A 19501-nucleotide genomic window follows, 5' to 3' on the forward strand; every position below is an offset into this window, starting at 1 on the left:
CTCCCCCGCAAGGGGGGAGATCGGATGACGCTTCGGCTTTCGCCAGCCACCATGCTGGAAGGCAAGGCAAGGCGCGGCGCCAACCTGAAGCGAATTCCTGCGGCATGAACGCTTGCTTATGACGTCCACGCACGCCATGCTCGGCCAGCCGCTCTTCCCGGATGAAGGTCGGAGACTCAAACCCCCGAACGAGGCAAACCATGACCAGCATGAGAGACCGTCAGGAAGGCTTCGAAAAGAAGTTCGCCATGGACGAGGAAACGAAGTTCAAGGCCATGGCGCGCCGCAACAAGCTGCTCGGCCTGTGGGCCGCTGAAAAGCTCGGCAAATCAGGCGCGGACGCCGACGCCTATGCGAAAGAGGTGGTGCGTTCGGACTTCGAAGAAGCAGGCGACGACGATGTGTTCCGCAAGGTCCGCGCCGATTTCGACGCGGCCGGCGTCGCCCTGTCGGATATTCAGATTCGCGGCGCCATGGCCGAACTCCTGATATCAGCGGTCGAGCAGATCAAAACGAGCTGAGCACCGCTCGGCGCCGTCACGCCGATTTGCCCGATTTCCAAAGTCAGTGGCAGCATGCCTCGCCATACTGCAACTGCTCGTCCCAGTCCGGCCTGCCCCCAGGCGTAAAATCCATCAGGTTCCACAAGGGCTCGCAGGTGCCGATGCCGCGCGCGTCCTGGCCGGGCTCGGCCGGAGCGAAGTCCAGTTCCGACGACCAGAAATGACGGATGCCGTCGGCGTCGCGATGGAACACCGACAGCAGCGGCAGTTGCGCGCCGTCCTCGGCCTCGGCGTGATAGTCGCGCTTGAAGTCGTTGCCGGCCGAGGAGATGAGCCGCATGTTGGTCCAGCCGCGGTCGCTGCCGAGCGTCAGCATGTTTTCCAGCGCGGTTTTGCCGACCACGGCGAAATTGAAGCCGGCGGCCTCGAGATGGCCGACCGCGCCGTCGAACTGGTCGAGCAGCGCCGTGCAGGATGGGCACGGCTGGTCCGGCCGCGCAAGCTTCGCCGTGCCGCCGCTGGTCGCCACATCGCGCGTCTCCTTCGGATGGCGCGGAAACATCATGTTGTAGAGGATCAGCGTATCCTTGCCGGGCGCAAACAGCTCCGACAGCTTTATGCGCGCCGGCCTGCCGCCGGGACCAAGCCCGTCGAACACATAATCCCGCGGCACCAGCCCGCCCATGGGCAGCGCGCGGCGGGCGACGGCCACATCCTCCATGGCGCGGCGCAGCTCGATCTCCTTCTGCAGCAATTTTTCGCGGGCGGTGCGGTATTCGCTGGTCTCGTTGGGAAAGCTGATCATCGTCATCTCCATCTTGGAATTTTGACGACGCGCGCCAAGGTTCCGGCAACGCGCCTTGCCTCTCAAGGACGCATGGCGAAGGACGGTTCCGACATTCGTATGCGCAGACGGGCGGTAGAAGTCCCCCTCACCCGGATTGCCAACCGAATTGCGAAGCGCAATTCGGGGCAATCCGACCTCTCCCCGAGGGGAGAGGAGGCCGCCGGCGTCGATGCCAGCCTCTTCTCCCCGGCGGGGAGAAGGTGGCCGCGAAGCGGCCGGATGAGGGGGCCGCCTCGACGGGATAGCGGAACAAACGAAGCTACTGCGCCGCCGGTACCGGGCAACTGGTGTCGCCCTCCTGGCAGTTGAGGTAGCCCTCGAAATCCTTCAGCCTGCTGTCGGTGAGTGCCTCCTGGCAGCCGGCGACGACCATCGGATACATGCTGCCGGCCATGTCGCGCGGGCCGCCCTGGAAATTGCATTCGGCATCGCGGAAGCCGACCCAGGCGCGCTGCGCATCGACCAGCAGTTTCTTCGACGCCGCATCGTCCTTCAGCCGGCTCTCGATCTGCTTGTAGGCGTCGTTGAGCTTCTTGTCGGCCGCGGCAAATGACTTGCCGGCGCATTCGTTCATGGTCGCTTGATCCATCGCATTGGCGCAATCGTCGGCCGCCCGCGCCGCATGAGTGAACAGCGGAATGGCGAGGATCAAGGTGGCGAGGCCGGTTTTGGAAAGCCGCATCGTGTTTCTCCGGTTTTCGAGAGCCCCCGCTGTAACAAAGCTTAACCGCGGGACGAACACAGGCAAGATGCAGCCTGTCGCCTTGGTGGACAGTTCCTTTCAGGCCGCTTCCGTCGACAGGACAGCAATAGCGTTGCGGTACGGGAAGCACTCCGCCGCATTCTTCGTTCAGGTCTATAGCTCCATATCGGGGAAAATCATGCGCGAAGCCGACAATGACGAAATCGACCTGTGCTGCCCGCAGATCGTCGCCGACAATGCCGCCAAGGGCCTCAGGCTGCGCGGCATATTTGGCCGCGGCGGCACCGAGATCGGGGTTGCGAGGGCCACCGAGCTCAAGAACCGCGACAAGCTTTCGCCCTCCACGGTCCGGCGGATGGTCAGCTATTTCGCCCGCCACGAGGTCGACAACAAGGGCCGCAATTTCGGCAGTGAAGAAAACCCGTCGGCCGGCTACATCGCCTGGCTTTTACGGGGCGGCGACGAAGGCCGCGCCTGGGCGCTCGACCTCAAGCAGAAGATCGGCAGCGCGCCCGATGTCCGAGCATGAAAGATCTTGGGGAACAGGAGGATTCGCGCGGTGCCTGCTAGTGTACAAGGTGGCGGATCCCGATAAGCCCGCCTCGGTAGAACCCCCAACCTCGGGACCCGCCGTGGAGTGCGGCTGACACATGCCGGTGCAGCCCCTCCGACACCTTCCGCTCGTTACCCCGACCGACCGGCGTGGCAGGTGGTTAGCATTTGCCGTTCGCGGCCTATGTGAAGCGGTTCACAAAGGATGCACTTTTTTCGCAGGGCAGAGCCGAGCTAGCCTTCCCAGGCGACCTCGAACATCCCCAGCCGCTCGTAGAGCCTGACGGCTGCGGGGTTCTCGACCGTATTGGTCTTGAGATCGACATGCGCGGCTCCCCGCTCGCGAAATTCGGCGAAGGCGTGCCACATCAGCGCCTCGGCGATGCCCCGGCCGCGCGCCTCGGGATGGACGGCAAGGTCTTTGACGAAAGCCCTCGTCCAGCACAGCGCCGCGCCCACCAGCCGGCCTTTGCCGTTGATGACCAGGAAGCACAGAGCGGGATCGAATTCCGCGTCGCCCGAAACGCGCGACCACCATTCGTCGAACGGCCCGTCGGTGCCGTCGTCGAACACTTCGGTCAAAAGCGCGTGCAAGGCCGGCGCATCGGCTGGTTCGAAGCCGCGCATGACGAAGCCTTCGGGCCAGCGCGGCGGCACCAGCGTCACGTCGAGGATCTTGCGCAGCCTGATGTCGTTTGGCGCCGGCGCGCGCGGCTCAGGCATGACGTTCAATGCCTGTCGCGCAAAAGCGCGCTATCAGGCATCAGGCTGCAAGCGCCGCCGCTTGCGGTCGATGCCGAGGCCGGTTTCCTCCAGCATGCCCTTGCGCTTGGCGTCGTAATAATAGCCGGTCTGGTATAGCCGGTCGGCGCGCTTGGCGTTGCCATCGGACACCAGCCAGGCGCCACGCAGATATTTGACCGCGTATTTCAGATTGGTCTCGGCATCGAACAGACCGCGCGCCGGCCCGGCATAACCCATGCCGCGCGCCGTCGCATGCTTGATCTGCATCAGCCCCCAATGGCCGCGATTATAGGCTTTAGGATTGAAAGTGCTCTCGCGGTTGACGACACGGCGCACCAGGTCGACCGGCACCTGATAGAACGCGGCATATTTCTCGATCAGCCGCTCGATCTCGGCGCGCGGTCCGCTCGCGGGTACTTCCGGCGAACCGACAGGGGCCAGGGCGCTGGGATTCTGCGGCACGGCATAGGCCACCTGCTGAACCCCTGATATGCCGGCTTTCCCGGCGGTGGTCGGCACGACAAGCCCGGCAGTGGTGTAGACCGGCGCCGCGGCGTTGACCGGCAGAGCGGCAGGCCCGGCCTTGTTGGTCATGACGGCAGGCACGGCCGCGGCTCCCGGCGTCGACCCGGCGAAAGCGGCGGCGGGTTCGACCGGCGGTGCGGCCTGATCCGTCGACAGCGCAGCCGTCTGCACCGGCGTGTTGCCTGAAGGCTCGGGCAGGACCGAAACGGTGTCCGGCAGCGCCAGGGCGAAGCCTGCGTCGGCGCCGGCTGCAGCGGCTGGTTCGGCGAAGGAAGTTGCAGGCTTGACCTGCGAGGTCGACGTGCAGCCGGCCAGGCCGGCCGCCGCAAGGACCGCGCCGATCGCGATGAGGTTGAGTTTTGCTGGCAAGCCGCGCTCGGGTCCGGTTCGTTTGTTAAGAAATTCCTTACACCAGCGATTCTTGCCCGGCAATCGGGGCGTGCCGGCGGTTTTCGGGTGGCGAGACTCAAGTCCCAGTGCCATATTGTTCTGGATATGTACCCGTTTTTCGTCGTTTTGCCTGGAGAACATGCCATGGAAAACCCCACTTCGATCACCGCCGGCCACGCAGTGTTAGAAACAGTGATCGGCTTAATGGGCATTGCCTGGAGCGAAGCCGGGCTCATCCGGCTTTGCCTGCCCGAACGCAGCCGCGAAGCAGTAGAGCGCCGGCTGCTGCGCCAGGCCGGCGTTTCGCCCTCCACCGTCCAGCCGCAATGGGTCGTCGAGCTGGTCGCCTCGATCAGGGCCTACGCGGCCGGCGAGGACGTCGATTTCTCCAACGTGCCGGTCGATCTCGCCGGCATCGACGATTTCCGCCTCGCCATCTATGACGCCGCCCGCAAGCTCGCCTTCGGCGAGACCACCACCTATGGCGAACTGGCCAAAAGCGCCGGCCATGCCGGGCTGGCGCGGGAAACGGGCGCCGCGCTTGGCGCCAACCCGGTGCCGCTGGTCATCCCATGCCACCGCATTCTTGCCGCCGGCGGCAAGATCGGCGGGTTTTCCGCCCCCGGCGGCTCGGCCACCAAGGAAAAGATGCTGGCGATGGAAGGCGTGCTCGTCGGCCCGCCGCCGCCGGCGCAAGTGTCTTTCGGCTTCTGAACAAGTCTCGTTCGGGTTCTGAATTCAGTGGCGCCGCAGGATGCGCCGGCGGAAATGGTCGACCTCCACCCGCTTGCAAATGTAGACCGGGCAGGATTTCGCATCGGCACTCGGCACATAGGCACGTGTCCTGACCTCACCCATGGTGCAGAATTGCTGGCTCTGCACATAGCGGTCGTAGAGCGGCAACCCCGGCACGCGCTTTGACTGGTAGCGCAGGATCACCGCGCCCTGCCGGGCGATCGTCGCCTGCACCCTGCCGCAGCTCATGCGGGTCGGGTCATAGCGCGAGATCGCCTGCGCTTCGGCGGCTATAAGCGTCAGGCAGGCGGCAAGCAGAACAATTCTCATGGTTCCTCTCCCAAAACCGAACCGGCGCCTGAAGGTATTGTGCCCCCTTCCCGACGCGCAATTCCTCAACGCTTTCATGCGATTGGGGCGGCCGTTGGGCGGCGCCGCGTCAGCGCCATTGTCACGCAGACTTGTTTTTCGCGCAAAACCAGCCTATATGCGTTCCATTGATATTTCGGCCGATCGATCCGGGCCTCGCGATATTCGCGTTTGCTGACGTCTATCTCCAAAATCTCGATGCACACCGGCTGGATTTCGGTCTGGTCAAATAAAAGCAAATGTGAAGGACTATCGAAATGGCAACTGGTACGGTCAAGTGGTTTAACTCCACCAAGGGCTTCGGCTTCATCCAGCCTGACGCGGGCGGCGCGGACGTTTTCGTCCACATCTCCGCAGTCGAGCGCGCTGGATTGTCGACCCTGGTCGAAGGCCAGAAGATCAACTTCGAGATCGAGCAGGACCGCCGCACTGGCAAGTCGTCCGCTGGATCTCTGAGCAAGGCAGCCTGATTTTGAAAATGGCGCGCGCCGGGCGAGAGCTCGGGGCGCGCGGCAAGTCACGGATGTACTGACGGTCGCGCGAGAAGCGCGCCGGAGCGGAAAGACCCCGACCAGCCGAAGCAGCAGATTGCTGACGGCCCGGCCAAAACGCTCCAGTCAGGCTACCAAGCATGGGAAGGCGGGATTTTGTCCCGCCTTTTTATTTTGCCTGGATTTCAGCCAGCTTGGCCTTGCAGCGCCGAAGATGTATTTTCTGCCCATGACCAAGCTCGAAGAGATCAAAAAATCCATTGCCGAACTGAGCCGCGAAGAACTAAAGGGCATTCACCGCCTGGTTCGAGGCATTGCAGGCCGATTTGTGGGACCAACAGATCGAGGCCGACGCAAAAGCAGGCAGGCTCGATGAGCTTGCAGAGCAAGCTTTAGCTGAGATTCGAGCCGGCCGGATCCGCCCGCTCTAAATCGCACCGCCACATTCACATAGTCTGAATAGGCTCCGTCGGCCGAAGGCCGCAAGCCCGACCGGGCGTCGCGCCATTACAGCGCCGCGCGCCCTCTCGGACGCGCAAAGGACGCTGTAACACTTTTGATTTTGCGCATGATCCTTACCGAAAATCGAAGTCGATTTTCGGGGTCATGCGCCGGCGCGCCCGTCCGGAGCAGCCGCGAAGCGGCGACGGCGTGAGGACAAAAACTACCCCACCCACTCCATCGGCACATGCCCCTTGTCCGCCTCCACCCTTTTCAGCCAGGCCGCCACCGCCGGGTAGGCATCGAGTTGGAAGCCGCCCATCCCTGCCGTATGCGTATAGGCGTAGAGCGCGATATCGGCGACGCTCAATGCGTCACCGGCGAAGAACACACTGCCTTCCAGATATTTGTTCATCACGCCGAGCGCCTTGTTGCCGCGCTCCAGCGTCACCGCCAGCCGCTCCGGCGTCGCATCCCCAGCTCGTTCAGGAAAAGTCAGCAGCGCCCTGCGCACCGCGATATAGGGCTCGTGGCTGTATTGCTCGAAGAACAGCCATTGATAGGCCAGCCCGCGCTCGTATTTGTCGGTCGGCAGGAAGCGCGTGCCTTCGGCGAGATAGAGCAGGATGGCGTTGGATTCGGCGAGCCGCCTGCCGTCGTCGAGTTCCAGCAGCGGCACCATGGCATTGGGGTTCTTGGCGACATAGTCTGCTTTTCGCGTCTCGCCGGTGTGCGAGCTCACCTCGATATTGGTGAAGGCGATGCCCAGCTTCGCCATCAGCAGACGCGGCTTGTAGCAATTGCCGCTGTCGATCATTCCATAGAGTATGGTCATTTTATTCCCCTGCCGTTCCCTTGCCGATGCAATTATGGTGGCGGCGGCAGCCTGATCCAGTGATTTGTTTTGTCGCGACCATCAGCGCTGCTGATGCATTATCTCGGCATATCCTAACCGAACAACGGGATGACCTTGCTATCCATGCCGAGCAGCCTGTCGATGGACAGCGGCTCCTCGTCGAAGACCGTGCCGGCCAAAGCCGGCCGCCCCAGATGAAACCCCTGCAGGAGGTCGACGCCGCCATCCAGCGCGACGCGCAGATGGGTGGCCTGCTCGATCCCTTCGACCAGCACCTTGGTGCCGCGGTCGTGCAGTGCCGAAACCAGCGGCCGGAAAAATCGTTCGGCGGCGGCATGGCGGCAGAATTCCGCGAACCATGTGCCGTCGATCTTGACGATGTCGGGCTGAATAAGCGCGACCCGCTCCTCCGTCGAATGCCCGGTGCCGAAATCGTCGATGGCGATGCGGATACCGTCGCGCCGCATCTCGCGCACCAGGCTGACGAGCAACGCGTCGTCGGCCGCCTGTTCGGTGATTTCGCAGATCAGCATGCCTGGATGCAGGCCGAAATCGGCGAGATGCCTGGTCATCAGCCTGATTTCGGCCAGCGCCCGCCCGGGATGATCGTTGATCAGCGGATTGTAGTTGAAGAACAGGTCGAGCCGGTCGACGCCGATGTTGCGGAAGTTCCTGAGATGCAGCACCCGGCACATCGTCTCGACGAACAGCCGATCGGCCGGGGGCAGGCCCTCGAAAAACACCGCTGGCGCCACCCGCCTGCCGGCACGGTGCGGCTCGATAAGGCCCTCGACCGCGACGGCCCGCAAAAATCTGCCGCGCGGCGCGAAAATCGGCTGATAGGCGCTCCTCAGCCGGAATGCGCCATAGACGCCGTATTCGATCCCGACCTCGTCGGCAAAGATCGCCTCGCCGACATTGCGCCGCCTGTCGGGCCGCCCGGTCATTGCGCCACCCGGCGCCCGAAAGCTCGCGCCGGCCGCGGCGAAGGCTGCACGAGCGCAGGCGCCCGTCCGACATTGTCGGCGGCCGCAGGCATCTGTGTGTCCTTGCCGAAGACATGAAAGCTGGTCGGCGCAAGCTCGGGACGCGCCAACGCGAACCCCTGCACCATCGAGGCACCCGACTTCTCGGCCAGTTCAAGCTGCCAGCCTTCCTCGATGCCCTCGAATACGGTGCGGATACCCTGTTCCTCGAAGCTCGCCACCATGGCCGTCAGCAGCGCGAAGCCGGCGCCGGACTCCATCAGTTGCATGATCCACTGGGCATCGAATTTGACGATATCCGGCCTGAGCTCCTTGATGCGGTTGATGTCGGATTCTTCGGCGCCGAAATCGTCGACGGCGATGCGAAAGCCATTGCCCCTGAGCGCCTCGACGAAATTGTAGAGGGTTTCCTGCGATGCCGATTTCTGCTCGGTCACCTCGCACACGACGCGGTGCGGATCGATACCGGCTTCGTGCAGCACCAGCCGCATCTCGCGCAGCGCCTTGTCGGCGATGCCGCGGTCGGTGAATACCGAAGGGTCGAAATTGATGAAGATGGACGCCTCCTGCGGCAGGCAGGCGCCGGCGTTCAAAAGGTGCAGCGTCCTTGTCAGCGCCTCGATATGCAGGCGGTCGGCTGCCGGACAGGTGTTGAAGAAACTCATCGGCGGTTGCGCCTCGCCATCGCGAAACGGCCGGATCAGACCCTCGAAGGCGGCGACCGACAATTTGCCGTCCTTGAAGGCGAAGATCGGCTGGAAGGCGCTTTGCAGCGTGTAGATGCCACAGACACCGCTGGCGGTGCCGTCATCATGGTGGATGATATGGGCAAGCCCGATGCTGCGCGACAAGGGTTCCTCGCTCCGCGAGACTGGCAAAATTGGATTGCGATCCTGCCACTCAAGGGTTTACCGGCCGTTGATGAATTTATTGTTGCCGGGGATTTGAGCCCTGGCTCATCCGACTGCGCTTGCACTTCGTGGAATGATGCGACATGAGAGGCGCCGCAGCCATCCTTGGCCGCTGCCGCTCCCTGGAGACATCGTTTCATGGCCTTTCTTGCTGACACCCTTTCCCGCGTAAAGCCTTCCGCGACCATCGCGGTGACGCAGAAAGCGCGCGAGCTGAAAAACGCCGGTCGTGACGTGATTGGGCTGGGCGCCGGCGAACCGGACTTCGACACTCCCGATAACATCAAGGAGGCTGCGATCGAGGCGATCCGTCGCGGCGAGACAAAATATCCGCCGGTTTCAGGCATCGTGCCGCTGCGCGAGGCGATCGCCAAGAAGTTCAAGCGCGAGAACAATCTCGACTACAGGCCGGAGCAGACCATCGTCGGCACCGGCGGCAAGCAGATCCTGTTCAACGCCTTCATGGCGACGCTCAATCCCGGCGACGAGGTCGTCATCCCCCGCCCCTACTGGGTCAGCTATCCCGAGATGGTGGCGATCTGCGGCGGCACCTCGGTCTTTGCCGACACCTCCATCGACAGCGGCTTCAAGCTGACGGCTGCGGCGCTGGAAAAGGCGATAACGCCGCGCACCAAATGGCTGTTGATGAACTCGCCGTCCAATCCGTCGGGCGCTGCCTACACCGGGGCGGAACTCAAGGCGCTGGCCGATGTGCTTTTAAAGCATCCGCATGTCTGGGTGCTGACCGACGACATGTATGAGCACCTGATCTATGGCGACTTCGTCTTCAAGACCATCGCCGAGGTCGAGCCCAGGCTCTACGAGCGCACGCTGACCATGAACGGCGTGTCGAAGGCCTATGCCATGACCGGCTGGCGCATCGGCTATGCCGCCGGCCCGGTGCCGCTGATCAAGGCAATGGACATGATCCAGGGCCAGCAGACCTCCGGCGCCTGCACCATCGCCCAATGGGCGTCGGTCGAGGCGCTGAACGGCCCACAGGATTTCGTCGCCAGGAACAAGGCGATCTTCCAGGCCCGGCGCGATCTCGTCGTGTCAATGCTCAACCAGGCGCGCGGCATTTCCTGCCCCTCGCCGGAGGGCGCTTTCTACGTCTATCCGTCCTGCGCCCAATTGCTCGGCAAGAAGACCAAAGCCGGCAAGGTGATCGACAACGACGAGACCTTGTGCTCGGAACTGCTCGACGCCGAGGGCGTCGCGGTCGTGTTCGGCTCGGCCTTTGGCCTCGGCCCGAACTTCCGCATCTCCTACGCCACGTCGGAGGCGTTGCTGGAGGAGGCCTGCACGCGCATCCAGCGCTTTACAGCGTCGCTGACCTGAGACGGCCCATCAATCTAAAATGAAACCCGGGTTTCAGTCCGAAAACTCAGCCGCCATACTGCGCGTCGGTCACCTTCTCCAGCCAGTCGGCATGGACGCCGTCGAGCGCCTCCTGCATGGCGATATGCGCCATCGCCGATTTGGGAGCAGCGCCGTGCCAGTGTTTTTCATCAGCCGCGAACGAGATGACGTCGCCGGCCCTGATCTCCTGTATCGGCTCGCCCCAGCTTTGCGCGAGGCCGGCGCCCGAGACGACATAGAGCGTCTGGCCAAGCGGATGCGTGTGCCAGTGGGTCCGCGCGCCGGGCTCGAAACTGACCATCACGGCCCTGAGCCGCGCCGGCGCTTCCTTCTCGATGATCGGCGTCTGCAGCACTCGGCCGGTGAAATACTTCTCCGGCGCAAGGATGGTCGGCACGCTGCCGCAGGCAATGATCTTCATCGTCGATTAGTCCTCAGGCTGGCGGCAGTTTCGCCCAATACCCGCCATGGCGCAACCGGCTGTTCAAGCCCGCATCCAGAGGCTTCGCCAATCACGGTTCATGCGCGGCCAGAACAGCCCTGTGCGTGCGCGGTAGGCCGCATAGGCGCCGGCCAGCGCCGTGCGCGAAAACTTCCTCTCCTCGTCCAGCGCGGCGATCGTGTAGATCGCGACGATCCCGGCGACAGGCACCACCGCCCAGATCGACCAGGTCGCGACGCCCCATCCGATCCAGAAGATGATGTAGGATGCATAGAATGGATGGCGGACATAGAAGTAGGGCCCGTCGGTCACCAGGCTGTCGGGATTGTCAGGGTCGAATGCGAAGCGCAGCCGCGCCTTGCGCGAAATGACAATCGCCCACCAGAACAGGGCCGCGCTTGCCAGTTCGATGGCGAGCCCGCCGAGCTTCGCCGTCACCGGCTGCCGTTCGATCCACAGGATTGACAGAAAGAACAGCGCCACTCCGATCACCACGGCGGAAATGATCATGGCGCCTGGGGGCATGGTCGGCGACTGGAAATGGGCACGCATGGACCAGGCATATTGGCCGAGCGTCGCAATGCTGCCGATCGAGACAAGGAGATCGAGCACGCCTTCCATCATCGAAATCCCCGGTTATCGCATTGGCCCCGAAAATCGGAATCGATTTCGCAGAGCACGTGCGCAGGTTCTAAAATGCTGGAGCGTATTTTTTTGCGCCCAAATGGACGCATGACGCTCTAGCCGTGGATTCGCTCATCATACCCTGTTGGCGCAGAGAAATCCTTTCTTAACCACAAACCTAAACAACATAGTGACAGCAGGATGCGATGTTGGCCGTCGGGCAATCTGAGGGTCTAATCCAGCATGGTCGTTTCCCACCGGACGGTCCGCACCGAGCAAGCGGATTTGCGCCTCAGCCAGTCGTCGGGCTCCGGCCTTCCCATTGTATTGATCCATGGCTCGGGCAGTTCGCGGGCCGTCTTCGCCCGCCAGTTCGACAGTCCCTTGGCTGCGGCCCACCGGTTGATCGCCTTCGATCTGCCCGGCCATGGTGAATCGTCCGACGCCCGCGATCCGGCAAACGCCTATACGGTTGCCGGCCTTGCCCAATCGGCGGCTCAGCTCCTCGACATCATGGGGATCGACCGCGCCGTCGTTTTCGGCTGGTCGCTTGGCGGGCATGTCGCCATCGAGCTCGCGAGTTTTCACCGGGCCGTCGCCGGGCTCATGCTGACAGGCGCGCCACCGGTATCGAAAGGGCCGTTCGGCATGCTGCGTGGCTTCCATGCCCATTGGGACATGTTGCTGGCGTCCAAGAAGACCTACTCCGAACGCGATGCCGAGCGCTTCGAAACATTGTGCTTCGGCGACACTGCCGATCCATCGTTCCGCCAGGTCATCCTGCGCACCGACGGCCGGCTGCGCGCTGCTGTGACGCGCGGCATGTTCACCGGCAAAGGCGCCGACCAGAAGCAGGTGGTCGAGCAGGCTGCATTTCCGGTCGCGATCGTCAACGGTGAGAACGACCCGTTTGTCCGTCTCGGCTATTTCGAAACCTTGGCCTACGGTTCGCTGTGGGAGCATTGCCACGTCATATCAGGTGCCGGGCATGCTCCTTTCTGGGAGCATCCGGATCTGTTCAATCCGCTGCTGGTGCGCTTTGTCGATAGCGTAGTGATGCACGGCGTGGACGAGACCATGCTGGCACGGCGCCGGACCAAGATCGGCTGACCTCCCCACCGAAGCTTCGTCCGCACAGAATCCGCGGCAGCAACAGCGGCGACGCGTCAGCCCCTCCCTCAAATCCCTTGCCCTCCTCGCTAACCCGTGGGACGATGCTTTCGGGTAGGTGGCGAACTAAAAAAGCCCCGCCCGCGACGGTCGCCAGGCCGGCCGCCGCTCCCAGGGAAACGCCTGAGTGGAGGTCAGCCATGGGAACTCGCGCCGGAGGACGACGCACGGGACCGAAATGCATTGCCATAGTCGGTCCCTTCGCAAGCGGTAAGACGACACTTCTCGAAGCCATACTCGCCCGCACGGGCGCCATTCCCCGCCAGAATCCCGTTTCGTCGGGAAGCACCGTTTCCGATCATTCGCCCGAGGCGCGCGCCCACGCCATGAGCGTCGAGGCGACCGTCGCCACCACCGACTTCATGGGCGAGCAGCTCACCTTTGTCGACTGTCCCGGTTCCATCGAATTCTCCTTCGAGGCCGAGCCGGTGCTGGCCGCCTGCGACATCGCCGTGGTCGTCGCGGAGGCCGACGAAAAGAAGATCCCTGCCCTGCAGCTCATTATGCGCAAGCTCGACGAGCTCGGCGTGCCGCGCATCCTGTTCCTGAACAAGGTCGACAAGGCGATAGCAGGCGTGCGCGACACGCTGAAGATGCTGCAGCCGGCAAGCTCGCTGCCTTTGCTGCTGCGCCAGATTCCATTGCGCAAGAACGGCGTCGTCATCGGCTCGATCGATCTCGCGCTGGAGCGCGCCTACATCTACCGCGAATATGCCGAGAGCGAGGTCGCCGAGATTCCGGGCGACGACAAGGCCCGCGAGCTGGAGGCACGCTTCTCCATGCTGGAGACGCTCGCCGACCATGACGACCAGTTAATGGAGCAGCTTCTCGAAGAGATCGAGCCGCCGAAGGACGCGATCTTCGACGACCTTGCCGCCGATCTGCGCGCCGGCGCGGTGACGCCGGTGCTGATCGGCACCGCCGAGAAGGGCAACGGCGTGCTGCGCCTGTTGAAGACGCTCCGCCATGACGCGCCCGACATAGAGGCGACCCGCAAACGTCTCGGCGCACCCGATGGCAACGCCACCGTGGTCCAGGTGATGAAGACCATCCACACCGCGCATGGCGGCAAACTGTCGGTCTCGCGCATCCTCTCCGGACAGCTCGCCGACGCTTCCGAACTCTACCTCTCGAATGGCGACACGGCAAAAGTGTCCGGCATCTACAGAATGCTCGGCAAGGACCAGACCAAGCTCACCGTGGCCAAGGCCGGCGACACGGTGGCGCTAGGCAAGCTGGACAACGTCAAGACCTGCCAGACGTTGAGCTCGGCCAAGGGCGGCATCAGGCCGCTGCTGGCGCTGACACCGCCGCAACCGGTCTTCGCCTTCGCGCTGCGCCCGAAGGAACGCAAGGACGAGGTCAAGATGTCGGCAGCCATCCAGCGCCTTGCCGAGGAAGATCCCTCGCTCAGCCTGCGCCACAATCAGGATTCGGCCGAGACCGTGCTGTCAGGTCATGGCGAGATGCATCTGCGCGTCGTGCGCGAGCGGCTGGAAGGCAAGAACCAGATCCCGGTCGAAGGCCATGCGCCGGCGGTGCCTTATCGCGAGACGATCCGCAAACCGGCGCAGCAGCGCGGCCGCCACAAGAAACAGTCGGGCGGTCATGGCCAGTTCGGAGACGTGGTGATCGAGATCAAGCCGCTGCCGCGCGGCTCCGGCTTCCAGTTCACCGACACCATCACCGGCGGCGTCGTGCCGAAAACCTATATCCAGTCGGTCGAGACCGGCGTGCGCGACTATCTGAAGTCCGGTCCGCTCGGCTTCCCGGTGGTCGATGTCGCCGTCAACCTGTCCGACGGCTCCTACCATGCGGTGGATTCGTCGGACATGGCGTTTCAGATGGCGGCGAAGCTGGCGATGAAGGAAGGCATGGCCGCTTGCTCGCCGGTGCTTCTGGAGCCGATCATGAAGGTCGAGATCGTCACGCCCTCCGATGCGACCTCGAAGATCATTGCGCTCATCCCGCAGCGGCGCGGCCAGATCCTCGGCTACGACGCGCGGCCCGATTGGCCGGGATGGGATGTCGTCGAGGCGACCATGCCGCAGGCCGAGATCGGCGACCTGATCATCGAGCTGCGTTCGGCCACCGCGGGCGTCGCCAGCTATAGCGCCGCCTTCGACCACATGGCCGAACTCACCGGCCGCCTGGCCGACGAGGCGATGAATGCCAGCGGCAAGGCCGCTTGATCGGCGCACAAGGAAACGGCGTCCGGATGATCCGGACGCCGCTCTCTTGCGGACCGTCTTCGTGGGAGGCGAAACGGCAGGTCCGCCGCTCATGCCGCCAGCGCCTGACGGCGTCGACGGTGGAATTGGTTCGGACGCGGTAGCCGCCTGAGCCCGGATCGTCCGAGTGATGCCCCCATCTCCCGCACGAACCACACCGCGTCCTATGATCTGCTTACTCGATACCGCGTGTCTGCAACATGTTACCTGGGGTTACATGTCACTGTTACGCGACAATTTTCGGTCGGTTTTCGGAGCAGTGCAGATTTCAGGCAACAAAAAAGCCGGATCAACGAAGATCCGGCTGAGTTTGATTGGAAGTGCCTGTTAAGGCTAACCTCCAGAGGGGAACACTCGAGGGCGCTAATGGGAGGAGAACGCGCCCAGGAGATGAACTATATATCTGCTCATCATGCCCAAGAAACAAGCATCTATTTTGCAACACTCGCATGCAAAAAGAGGCAGGCTGTGGTCTAACCCATTCCGCAAGCCCATAGGACCAGCGGAATCGTCGAAATGCAGCGCGTCGCGAGCCTGAATCGTAGCGGGAGAAGCGAAACGGAATTGATTCCCGGCCAAAAACGCAGAAAACGCCGAATGATGTGGAATCGGGCAGTCCACGTTCATTTTTATGGCAATCGGGCAAGGAGGCATCGGTGCGGACACGTCAGGCGATTGCCGGCAGCGCGCTGTTCTTCGTTGCGGCGCCCGGCGTGGTCGCGGGACTGGTACCCTGGCTGCTGACCGATCGTTATCGTCTGGCATGGTCGACCGTGCCCGGCTTCGTGCCGGTCGGCTGGGTTCTGATCGTCGCTGCCGCGGCGTTGCTGCTGCATGCCTTTGCCCGCTTCGCCCTGGAGGGCCTGGGCACGCCGGCCCCGGTTGCGCCAACCGCGAGACTGGTCGTCGGCGACATCTACCGCCACGTCCGCAACCCGATGTATGTGGCGGTGCTGTCGATCATCCTTGGCCAGGCGCTGCTGTTTTCGAGCTGGGCACTCGCCGCTTACGTCGCCATTGCCGGCACAGCCATGGTCTCGTTCGTAAAGCTCTATGAGGAGCCGACGCTTGCCCGCCGCTACGGCGCCGAATACGAGGCCTACCGGCGCGCCGTGCCCGGCTGGCTGCCTCGGCTGACGCCGTGGCGCGGGTGAGTCACGCTGTATCGGCGCACCCTAGAATGACCAGCTTCGAGCCTTGGCTATGATGAAGTCGCGAAAGACATGCAGCTTCGCCTGATTCTTCATCGCATCGGGATAGGCGAAATAGGTGTCGAAGGACGGCACTTCGGTCTCCGGCAGCAATTGTACCAGGCCTGAATCCTTGGAGATGACGTAGTCGGGCAGCATGGCGATGCCGGCACCGCCCTGCACCGCGCGCTTGATCGACAATATGTCGTTGATCTGCAGTGTCGGCACCCTTTGCCCGCCTTCGAAGTCGCCTACCGTCTCCAGCCAGTTCAGCTCCGACAGATGCGCGGGCACCGGCACGCCGAAGGTTACGATACGATGGCTCTTCAGCTCGGTGATCGAAGCCGGCTTGCCGAATTTGTTGATATAGGACGGTGCCGCGTAGAGATGGAAATGCACTGTGAACAGGCGGCGCTGGATAAGGTCCGGCTGTTGCGGCTGGCGCAGCCGGATGGCGCAGTCGGCCTGGCGCATGGTCAGGTCGAGCTCCTCATTCGCCAGGATGAGCTGCAGGTTGACCTCGGGATAGAGCTCGATGAATTCCTGCACGCGTTCGGTCAGCCAGCCGGCGCCCAGACCCACCGTGGTCGTCACCCTGAGCACGCCGGAGGGCCTGTCCTTGGTCTCGGTCAGCCGCGACTTGATCGTCTCCAGCTTCATCAGCACGTCATGCGCCGTGCGAAACAGCATCTCGCCCTGCTCGGTCAGCACCAGGCCGCGGGCGTGACGATTGAACAGCGGCACGCCGACGTCATGTTCGAGCGCGCTGACCTGCCGCGAGATCGCCGATTGCGACAAATGCAGGGTCTCGGCCGCATGGGTGAACGACCCAGCTTCCGCCGCGGCGTGAAACACGCGTAGCTTGTCCCAGTCCAGCGCCATTTTACCCCTCGTGCTTTCTTTGGCGTCTGCTCGTCCTTAGCGGCTGCCCACTCTTTAGCGTCTGGATGAAAAAACAGGCTTTTGCACGGCTTTTCTCAGCCGCCTCTTGAACTTTTACTCCGCCGCTTCGCGGTGAACCTCTATGCCGGCGAGGTATTTTTCCGCCTCGAGCGCGGCCATGCAGCCAAGCCCTGCCGCGGTCACCGCCTGGCGGTAGATGTCGTCGGTCACGTCGCCGGCTGCGAACACGCCCGGCACGTCGGTGCGGGTCGAATCCGGCGCCGTCCACAGATAGCCATTCGGCTTCTGCTTCAGCTTGCCGGCGAACAGCTCGACCGCCGGCGCATGGCCGATCGCCACGAACACGCCGTCGACCTTGAGATGCGTCACCTCACCGGTCGCCACATTGCGCAGCTTCAGCCCTTCGACCGACGGCGGCAGCGGCATCTTGCCGGGCTGGCCCGTGATCTCGTCGACGATGGTGTCCCAGATGACGCGGACATTGTCCTTCTTGAACAGCCGCTCGCGCAGGATGCGCTCGGCGCGGAAATCGCTACGCCGGTGAATCACCGTCACGCTCTTTGCCAGGTTGGATAGGTAAAGCGCCTCCTCCACCGCCGAATTGCCGCCACCGATCACCGCGACGTCCTTGCCGCGATAGAAGAAGCCGTCGCAGGTGGCGCAGGCCGACACGCCGAAGCCCATGAAGGTCTGTTCGCTCGGGATGCCCAGCCATTTCGCCTGCGCGCCGGTGGCGATGATCAAGGCGTCGGCGGTGTAGGTGGTGCCGGAATCGCCCTTGGCGCGGAACGGCCGCACATTGACGTCGACCTCGGTGACGATGTCGTTAATGATGTCGGTGCCGACATGCTCGGCCTGTTTGAGCATTTGTTCCATCAGCCACGGACCTTGGATCGGATCGGCGAAGCCCGGATAGTTTTCGACATCGGTGGTGATCATCAACTGGCCGCCCTGTTGCAGGCCGGCGACCAGGATCGGCTTCAGCATGGCCCGGGCGGCGTAGATCGCCGCCGTATAGCCGGCCGGACCGGAGCCGATGATGAGGACGGGTGCGTGCTTGGTGGTCATGGACAGCTTTCACAACAACCGGACGCGAATGGGCGTCCGGCACAGGGAGCGATATCGCGCCTAATCTAGGTGTTGCAGACGACGCCAGCAAGACGACCTGAGCTTCGTCCCCGGAAAGCTTCGGCGCAAACAGACGATCCATGAACATCTTGCGCGGTGACTGTGAGAAAATCGCCGATTGAAGCGAGACGCGTAAGTCGTTTAATTGCAAGATCACGAAAGATTCTTGCGCGAAACGCCGAAGGGTATCCATGCCGCTCAAAGCCGATCTCGACGCCATCGACTGGAAGATCCTGCGCGAGCTTCAGCAGGACGGGCGCATGACCAATGTCGAACTGTCCAGCCGCGTCGGCATTTCGGCGCCGCCATGCCTGCGCCGCGTCAGGCGGCTGGAAGAGGCCGGCATCATCCGCGGCTATCGCGCGCTGCTCAATGCGCCGGCGCTCGGCATGGACGTCGTCGCCTTCTGCCTTATCGGCCTGCATCACCAGGCCGACGCCGAGCTCAAGACCTTCGCCGAACGCACGCGCGGCTGGCCAATCGTGCGCGACGCCTGGATGGTGTCGGGCGAATCCGACTTCCTGCTGCATTGCGTGGCAAGCGACCTCGGCGCCTTCCAGACCTTCGTCATCGAGGAACTGGCCTCGGCGCCGAATGTCGATACGGTGCGCACCGCGCTGACCATCCGCCGGGTCAAGGATGAAGGTCTGGTGGCATTCCCGGCTTGATCGCAATGCCAACGGGGAGACGGAGCACGAACACTCAAAACCAGCAAAAAACAATGACGTAGAGCAGGAACCTGACTCTATCTGGGCGAACCGGGCCTACAGCGCCTCGATCGCCGCATGCAAGCCGGCCAGGTCGTTGCCGTCGCGCAAGCGCATGGTGCTGAATCCGGCCCGATCAGAAGCCTCGCCATCGACCAGCCAGCCCCGCGAAAGACCCGCGCGCCGCCCCGCCTCCATATCCGCCAGCTTGTCGCCAACGATGAGCGAGCGCGTGAGATCGAGCTGCAAGCGCTTCGCTGCCTCAAGCAGCATGCCCGGATTGGGCTTGCGCATCGGGTGGTCGGCGATGGCCAGCGGCTCTGTGCCTGCCTCGTGATAGGCGCAGGCAAGCACCATGTCCACGAACGCGCCTCGATCGCGCAGCAGCTCCAAAACGCGGCCGTTCACCTTGGCGAAAACGTTCCAGTCAAAATACCCGCGCGCGATGCCGGACTGGTTGGTTACCACTACGACCGGGATTCCGGCCCGGTTGGCAGCAGCGATCGCTGGCGCGATGTCTTCGCACAGCACGATCTCGGCCGGATCGCTGGGATAGTCGGTGTCGACATTGATGGTGCCGTCACGATCGAGAAACAGCGCCGGCATAGGTTCGGGAAAAACCTTATCGCCGATCCGCTCCACCCACAGACCGGGCTCCAGCAGCGGGTTCGGCGTCACGGCGGCGCCCATC

At 63.2% G+C, this 19501-nt stretch carries 23 protein-coding genes; 10 read left to right on the forward strand and 13 right to left on the reverse strand.

The features are described 5' to 3' along the window. Positions 1 to 200 precede the first annotated feature (200 nt). On the forward strand, positions 201 to 521 hold the full coding sequence (locus MESS2_RS26105) for a DUF1476 domain-containing protein (protein WP_008877581.1): 321 nt from the start codon (positions 201 to 203) through the stop codon (positions 519 to 521). Positions 522 to 564: 43 nt separating this feature from the next. On the opposite strand, the gene MESS2_RS26110 is transcribed toward MESS2_RS26105, so the two are convergent. Further along, complete coding sequence (locus MESS2_RS26110; protein WP_008877582.1) at positions 565 to 1308, reverse strand: DUF899 family protein; 744 nt, start codon at positions 1306 to 1308, stop codon at positions 565 to 567. Positions 1309 to 1609: 301 nt separating this feature from the next. Next, the gene (locus tag MESS2_RS26115) at positions 1610 to 2032 is read right to left on the reverse strand and encodes a lysozyme inhibitor LprI family protein (protein WP_008877583.1); all 423 of its coding nucleotides are present in this window, start codon (positions 2030 to 2032) and stop codon (positions 1610 to 1612) included. Positions 2033 to 2231: 199 nt separating this feature from the next. Here MESS2_RS26115 and MESS2_RS26120 point away from each other — a divergent pair, with 199 nt between their 5' ends. Then, entirely contained in the window at positions 2232 to 2582 is a 351-nt protein-coding gene (locus tag MESS2_RS26120; RefSeq protein WP_008877584.1) for a hypothetical protein, read from the forward strand. 257 nt (positions 2583 to 2839) lie between these two features. Here the strand turns inward: MESS2_RS26120 and MESS2_RS26125 are convergent, their stop codons facing one another. Together MESS2_RS26125 and MESS2_RS26130 are read right to left on the reverse strand one after the other, a co-directional pair. Then, a complete protein-coding gene (locus tag MESS2_RS26125; protein ID WP_008877585.1) occupies positions 2840 to 3328 on the reverse strand; it encodes a GNAT family N-acetyltransferase in 489 nt (162 codons plus the stop codon). Positions 3329 to 3361: 33 nt separating this feature from the next. Then, the gene (locus MESS2_RS26130; protein WP_040594073.1) at positions 3362 to 4243 is read right to left on the reverse strand and encodes a lytic transglycosylase domain-containing protein; all 882 of its coding nucleotides are present in this window, start codon (positions 4241 to 4243) and stop codon (positions 3362 to 3364) included. A gap of 165 nt (positions 4244 to 4408) precedes the next feature. On the opposite strand from MESS2_RS26130, the gene MESS2_RS26135 reads away from it, so the two are divergent. After that, on the forward strand, positions 4409 to 4978 hold the full coding sequence (locus MESS2_RS26135; protein WP_008877587.1) for a methylated-DNA--[protein]-cysteine S-methyltransferase: 570 nt from the start codon (positions 4409 to 4411) through the stop codon (positions 4976 to 4978). 24 nt (positions 4979 to 5002) lie between these two features. Here the strand turns inward: MESS2_RS26135 and MESS2_RS26140 are convergent, their stop codons facing one another. Continuing rightward, on the reverse strand, positions 5003 to 5329 hold the full coding sequence (locus MESS2_RS26140) for a hypothetical protein (RefSeq protein ID WP_008877588.1): 327 nt from the start codon (positions 5327 to 5329) through the stop codon (positions 5003 to 5005). Between the two features lie 296 nt (positions 5330 to 5625). On the opposite strand from MESS2_RS26140, the gene MESS2_RS26145 reads away from it, so the two are divergent. Together MESS2_RS26145 and MESS2_RS34200 are read left to right on the forward strand one after the other, a co-directional pair. Further along, positions 5626 to 5838: a cold-shock protein gene (locus MESS2_RS26145; protein ID WP_006338270.1), complete on the forward strand. Its 213-nt coding sequence runs from the start codon at positions 5626 to 5628 to the stop codon at positions 5836 to 5838. A gap of 118 nt (positions 5839 to 5956) precedes the next feature. Beyond that, positions 5957 to 6235, forward strand: coding sequence for a hypothetical protein (locus MESS2_RS34200; RefSeq protein ID WP_008877590.1), 279 nt, complete (start codon positions 5957 to 5959; stop codon positions 6233 to 6235). Positions 6236 to 6523: 288 nt separating this feature from the next. Here the strand turns inward: MESS2_RS34200 and MESS2_RS26155 are convergent, their stop codons facing one another. From MESS2_RS26155 to MESS2_RS26165, 3 genes are all read right to left on the reverse strand, one after another. Next, positions 6524 to 7135: a glutathione S-transferase family protein gene (locus tag MESS2_RS26155; protein ID WP_008877592.1), complete on the reverse strand. Its 612-nt coding sequence runs from the start codon at positions 7133 to 7135 to the stop codon at positions 6524 to 6526. Between the two features lie 113 nt (positions 7136 to 7248). Continuing rightward, the gene (locus MESS2_RS26160; RefSeq protein WP_008877593.1) at positions 7249 to 8103 is read right to left on the reverse strand and encodes an EAL domain-containing protein; all 855 of its coding nucleotides are present in this window, start codon (positions 8101 to 8103) and stop codon (positions 7249 to 7251) included. Then, positions 8100 to 8993, reverse strand: coding sequence for an EAL domain-containing protein (locus tag MESS2_RS26165; RefSeq protein ID WP_008877594.1), 894 nt, complete (start codon positions 8991 to 8993; stop codon positions 8100 to 8102). Before MESS2_RS26165 ends, MESS2_RS26160 begins: the two co-directional genes overlap by 4 nt. Positions 8994 to 9191: 198 nt before the next feature. Between MESS2_RS26165 and MESS2_RS26170 the strand changes: the two genes are divergently transcribed. Then, positions 9192 to 10394, forward strand: coding sequence for a pyridoxal phosphate-dependent aminotransferase (locus tag MESS2_RS26170; RefSeq protein ID WP_008877595.1), 1203 nt, complete (start codon positions 9192 to 9194; stop codon positions 10392 to 10394). Positions 10395 to 10440: 46 nt separating this feature from the next. Here MESS2_RS26170 and MESS2_RS26175 read toward each other — a convergent pair whose 3' ends face one another. Both MESS2_RS26175 and MESS2_RS26180 read right to left on the reverse strand, forming a co-directional pair. Then, positions 10441 to 10836 carry a (R)-mandelonitrile lyase gene (locus tag MESS2_RS26175; protein ID WP_008877596.1) on the reverse strand — a complete coding sequence of 132 codons (396 nt, stop codon included), beginning with the start codon at positions 10834 to 10836 and terminating at the stop codon, positions 10441 to 10443. Positions 10837 to 10899: 63 nt separating this feature from the next. Further along, positions 10900 to 11481, reverse strand: coding sequence for a methyltransferase family protein (locus tag MESS2_RS26180; protein ID WP_008877597.1), 582 nt, complete (start codon positions 11479 to 11481; stop codon positions 10900 to 10902). Between the two features lie 243 nt (positions 11482 to 11724). Between MESS2_RS26180 and MESS2_RS26185 the strand changes: the two genes are divergently transcribed. From MESS2_RS26185 to MESS2_RS26195, 3 genes are all read left to right on the forward strand, one after another. Then, complete coding sequence (locus MESS2_RS26185; protein WP_008877598.1) at positions 11725 to 12591, forward strand: alpha/beta fold hydrolase; 867 nt, start codon at positions 11725 to 11727, stop codon at positions 12589 to 12591. A gap of 200 nt (positions 12592 to 12791) precedes the next feature. Continuing rightward, a complete protein-coding gene (locus MESS2_RS26190) occupies positions 12792 to 14843 on the forward strand; it encodes an elongation factor G (RefSeq protein WP_008877599.1) in 2052 nt (683 codons plus the stop codon). Between the two features lie 695 nt (positions 14844 to 15538). Then, positions 15539 to 16036 (forward strand): methyltransferase family protein, encoded by a 498-nt coding sequence (locus MESS2_RS26195; RefSeq protein WP_008877601.1) that lies wholly within the window; start codon positions 15539 to 15541, stop codon positions 16034 to 16036. A gap of 21 nt (positions 16037 to 16057) precedes the next feature. Here the strand turns inward: MESS2_RS26195 and MESS2_RS26200 are convergent, their stop codons facing one another. Both MESS2_RS26200 and trxB read right to left on the reverse strand, forming a co-directional pair. Continuing rightward, positions 16058 to 16954, reverse strand: a complete 897-nt coding sequence (locus tag MESS2_RS26200) for a LysR family transcriptional regulator (protein WP_008877602.1) — start codon at positions 16952 to 16954, stop codon at positions 16058 to 16060. Between the two features lie 114 nt (positions 16955 to 17068). Next, positions 17069 to 18043, reverse strand: coding sequence for a thioredoxin-disulfide reductase (gene trxB / locus MESS2_RS26205; RefSeq protein ID WP_008877603.1), 975 nt, complete (start codon positions 18041 to 18043; stop codon positions 17069 to 17071). 251 nt (positions 18044 to 18294) lie between these two features. Between trxB and MESS2_RS26210 the strand changes: the two genes are divergently transcribed. Continuing rightward, positions 18295 to 18771: an Lrp/AsnC family transcriptional regulator gene (locus tag MESS2_RS26210; protein WP_008877604.1), complete on the forward strand. Its 477-nt coding sequence runs from the start codon at positions 18295 to 18297 to the stop codon at positions 18769 to 18771. A gap of 96 nt (positions 18772 to 18867) precedes the next feature. Here the strand turns inward: MESS2_RS26210 and MESS2_RS26215 are convergent, their stop codons facing one another. Next, complete coding sequence (locus MESS2_RS26215; protein WP_008877605.1) at positions 18868 to 19500, reverse strand: HAD family hydrolase; 633 nt, start codon at positions 19498 to 19500, stop codon at positions 18868 to 18870. Between the last annotated feature and the right edge of the window lies 1 nt (position 19501).

It is taken from the genome of Mesorhizobium metallidurans STM 2683, from assembly GCF_000350085.1.
Taxonomy (GTDB): Bacteria; Pseudomonadota; Alphaproteobacteria; order Rhizobiales; family Rhizobiaceae; genus Mesorhizobium; species Mesorhizobium metallidurans.